A 4,303-nucleotide genomic window follows, 5' to 3' on the forward strand; every position below is an offset into this window, starting at 1 on the left:
CCGCCGTACTGAAGGCGGGCCTCGCACCCCGCGCCTGACCCTTGGGTGCCCGAGCAACGCAGAACGCCCCTGCCGATCGGCAGGGGCGTTCTGCGTTGCTGCGTGTCCTCCGGGCTCAGAAGCCTTCGAGCGGAAGGTGCAGGAGCCAGTAGCAGGCCGCCGCGATGAGTGCCGCCGCAGGGAACGTGCTGACCCACGCGAAGACGATCGACTTGGCCACGCCCCAGCGGACCGCGGAGAAGCGCTTCGTGGCGCCGACACCCATGACCGCCGAGGTGATCGTGTGGGTGGTGGAGATGGGCGCCTCGAAGACGTACGCCGTGGTGTAGAGCACCGAGGCCGCCACCGACTCCGCCGCGAAGCCGCGGGGCGGGTCGAGGTGGATGATGCGGCGCCCGAGGGTGCGCATGATCCGCCAGCCACCGGCGTACGTGCCGAGCGAGATCGCCGACGCCGCGGCTGCGATGACCCAGAACGGCAGGTCGTCGCCCTGCGAGACGTAACCGCCCGCGAGGAGGGCCAGGAAGATGACGCCCATCGTCTTCTGGGCGTCCTGGAGGCCGTGGCCGAGGGCCATCGCCGCAGCGGAGGCCGTCTGGGCCAGGCGGAAGTTGCGGTTGGCCTTGTGGGGGTTCATCCGGCGGAAGATCCACATGATCGCGATCATGACGACGAACCCGGCCGCGAAGGCGAAGAACGGCGAGATGATCATCGGGATGACCACCTTCTGCACGACGGTGTCCCAGTTGACCGCGACACCACCGGCGATCGCGGAGCCGCCGAGGCCACCGATCAGGGCGTGCGACGACGACGACGGGATGCCGAAGTACCAGGTCAGCAGGTTCCAGCCGATGGCACCGAGCAGGCCCGCCATCACGATGATGAGGGCGTGGATCTTCAGCTCCGACGAGACGTCGCCCGCGAGCGTGGCCTCATCGAACTTGATGACGTCCGCCACCGTGTGCGCGACCTTCTGGCCGAGGAACGCACCGATGAAGTTCATGATGGCCGCCATGACGAGCGCGACCCGCGGCGTCAGGGCCCGCGTCGAGACCGAGGTGGCGATCGCGTTGGCGGCGTCGTGGAAGCCGTTGGTGTAGTCGAAGATCAGGGCAACGACGACGACCGCGATGATGATCGCGAGTTCCACGGCGTCAGGACTCCTTGACGGCGATCTGCTCGACGATGTTGGCCACCGTCTCGAAGGCGTCGACCGCTCCCTCGAGCGACTCCACGACATCCTTCAGCTTGAGGACCTCGAGCGCCTGGAACTGACCACTGAAGAGCTTGGCGAGAATCCGGCGGAACGCCTTGTCGCCGGTGTTCTCCAGGCGGTTGATCTCGATCCAGTACTCCGAGAGGTCCTTCATCGAGCGCAGCCGTGGCATCGCGTCGGCGGTGAGCTCGGCGCACTGCTGGAGCACCTCGACCAGGGTCGACAGCTCGGACGGCAGGTTGTCGATCTCGTAGAGGAGGATCTCGTCGACGGCCTCGTCCATGAGGTCCATGACGTCGTCGAGGCCGGAGGCGAGCGCGTAGATGTCCTCGCGGTCGAACGGCGTGATGAAGGTGCTGTTGACCCGCCGCACGATCTCGTGGGTGGTCTCGTCGGCCGCGTGCTCGGCGTCGCGCATGCGCTGGGCCACCGCCTCGCGGTCGGCGCCTTCGGCGAGCATCTCGGCGAGCAGGCCGGCGCCCGTCACCAGGTGCTGGGCGGAGGCGGAGAAGAGGTCGTAGAAGGTTGCGTCGACAGGACGGAAGCGGAAGGCCACGGTGAACTCCGGGTGAGGAGGAGCGGAACGTTGGACATGCTAGGGGCAACAGGAGCGTGTCGCGCAACGTGAGCACCGCTGGGTCCCCGGGCGTTCACCTTCCGTTCACCCGGCGTCGGCGCGGAAGCGCCTGAGACGCAGGCTGTTGGTGACGACGAACACGGACGAGACCGCCATCGCCGCACCGGCCAGCATCGGGCTGAGCAGCCCCATCGCAGCCAGCGGGATGCCCGCCACGTTGTAGGCGAAGGCCCAGAACAGGTTGGCCTTGATCGTCCGCAGCGTCTGGCGCGACAGCCGGATCGCATCGACTGCGACGAGGAGGTCCTCACGGACCAGCGTCAGGTCGCCGGCCTCGATGGCGACGTCGGAACCGCTGCCCATCGCGATGCCGAGGTCGGCCTGGGCGAGCGCCGCGGCGTCGTTGACGCCGTCGCCGATCATCGCGACGACGCGCCCCTCGTCCTGCAGCCGGCGCACCTCCTCGAGCTTGTCAGCGGGCAGGACGTTCGCGATCACGCTGGTGATCCCGACCTTCTCTGCCACCACACCGGCGCTGCCGGCGTTGTCGCCCGTGAGGAGGGTGACGTCCAGGCCGAGGGCGCGGAGTCGGCGAACGGCGTCGGCGGAGGTGGGCCGGACCTCGTCCGCCACCCCCAGCACGCCCCGTGCGCGGCCACCCCAAGCGACGACCACCACGGTCTCGCCCCGGGCCTCGGCCGCCTCCCCCGCCTTCGCGAGCGGCCCCGGTAGGCCGGCTGCGAGCTGTGGCGCGACCCACGACGGCCGCCCGACCAGCACGTCGTCACCGTCGACCGTGGCGCGCGCACCGAGCCCCGCGACCGCCTCGAACTCCGCCGAAGTGTGGCTCGTGGCGCGCCGAGGTGTGGCCTGTGGTCCCTCGAGGTGGGAGTCGTGGTCGACGATCGCCCTGGCGATCGGGTGCTCCGACCCACTCTCGACCGCGGCCGCGAGCGCGAGCACCTCGGCCGCCGACTCCCCGTCGGCCACCTCCACCGACACCAGGGCCATCTCACCCCGCGTGACGGTGCCGGTCTTGTCGAGCACGACGGTGTCGACCCGTCGCGTCGACTCCAGCACCTCGGGTCCACGGATCAGGATGCCGAGCTGCGCGCCGCGACCGGTGCCCACCATGAGCGCCGTCGGGGTCGCGAGACCGAGGGCGCAGGGGCAGGCGATGACAAGCACGCTGACGGCGGCGTTGAGGGCCAGGCCGGCACCCGACCCCGTGCCCAGCCAGTAGCCCAGCGTCGCGACGGCGACCCAGATGACGATCGGGACGAAGACGCCGGAGACCCGGTCCGCGAGGCGCTGCACGGCCGCCTTGCCGGTCTGCGCCTCCTCGACGAGACGAGCCATCTGGGCGAGCTGGGTGTCGGCGCCGACCCGGGTCGCCCGCACCACCAGCCGCCGCGAGGCGTTGACCGAAGCGCCGACGACGGCGTCCCCGGGCCCGACCTCGACGGGCACGGGCTCACCGGTCAGCAGCGAGACATCGACGGCGGAGCGGCCGTCCTCGACCTCGCCGTCGGTCGCCACCCGCTCGCCGGGGCGTACGACGAACCGGTCGCCGGCCACGAGCTCCTCGACCGGCACCCGGACCTCGACGCCGTCGCGCAGCACTGCGACGTCGCGTGCGCCCAGCTCGAGCAGCCTGCGGAGCGCGTCACCGGCGTGCCGCTTGGCCCGCGACTCGAGCCACCGCCCGGTCAGCAGGAAGGTGGTGACCCCCGCGGCCGCCTCCAGGTAGATGTCACCGGCTCCCCCGGTGCGCCGCGGCACCAGCGAGAACTCGTGCACCATGCCGGGTTCACCAGCCGTGCCGAAGAGCAGCGCGAAGACCGACCACCCGAACGCCGCGAGCGTCCCGAGGCTGACCAGGGTGTCCATGGTCGAGGTCGCGTGCCGCAGGTTGAGGAATGCCGCGCGGTGGAACGGCCACCCGGCCCACAGGACGACGGGCGTGGCGAGCGCCAGCGAGACCCACTGCCAGTAGCTGAACTGCAGCGCGGGGACCATCGCCAGCAGCACCACCGGCACGGTCAGCGCCGCGGAGACCAGCACGCGCCGGCCCGGAGACACGGCCCCTGCCTCGACCGGCCCCTCCGGGTCGACGACGCCGTAGCCGGCGGCCTCCACCGCGTCGACGAGCTGCTGGCGCGTGACGTCGGGCGCCACGGAGACCGCCGCCTTCTCGGTGGCGTAGTTGACCGTGGCGCTCACGCCGTCGAGCTTGTTGAGCTTGCGCTCGATCCGGTTCGCGCAGGAGGCGCAGGTCATGCCCTCGATCTGCAGCTCGAGGCGGTCAGTGGTCGTGCTCATCGCCTTCGTCGCCTCCCATGTCCATGTGTCCGCCCATGCCGTCGGGACCGTCGGCCTCGAGCTGCTGGACGAACGTCGCGTCGTGGACCCTGCCGTCCACCTGGAAGTCGAGGAAGAGGCGGTACGTCGCCGGCTCGGGGAACGCGGTCGCGAAGTCGATGCCGGGTCCGGGCTCGCCCTCCTCGGGG

3 protein-coding genes and 1 pseudogene are annotated in these 4,303 nt (G+C 70.8%); all 4 read right to left on the reverse strand.

What is annotated here, in order from left to right:
* Positions 1-115: 115 nt before the first annotated feature.
* Complete coding sequence (locus VLF38_RS16835; protein ID WP_325272394.1) at positions 116-1,150, reverse strand: inorganic phosphate transporter; 1,035 nt, start codon at positions 1,148-1,150, stop codon at positions 116-118.
* 4 nt (positions 1,151-1,154) lie between these two features.
* Positions 1,155-1,772, reverse strand: a complete 618-nt coding sequence (locus VLF38_RS16840) for a DUF47 domain-containing protein (protein ID WP_325272395.1) — start codon at positions 1,770-1,772, stop codon at positions 1,155-1,157.
* Between the two features lie 105 nt (positions 1,773-1,877).
* Positions 1,878-4,115 carry a heavy metal translocating P-type ATPase gene (locus VLF38_RS16845; protein ID WP_325272396.1) on the reverse strand — a complete coding sequence of 746 codons (2,238 nt, stop codon included), beginning with the start codon at positions 4,113-4,115 and terminating at the stop codon, positions 1,878-1,880.
* Positions 4,099-4,303, reverse strand: a pseudogene (locus tag VLF38_RS16850) (hypothetical protein); the annotation flags it as partial. The gene VLF38_RS16845 and the pseudogene VLF38_RS16850, both read right to left, overlap by 17 nt.

Source organism: Nocardioides sp., from assembly GCF_035481145.1.
GTDB lineage: Bacteria > Actinomycetota > Actinomycetes > Propionibacteriales > Nocardioidaceae > Nocardioides.

Coding starts and splice junctions, on each gene's coding strand:
- VLF38_RS16845 (WP_325272396.1), bottom strand. CDS start 4,115: ATGAGCACGACCACTGACCGCCTCGAGCTGCAGATCGAGGGCATGACC.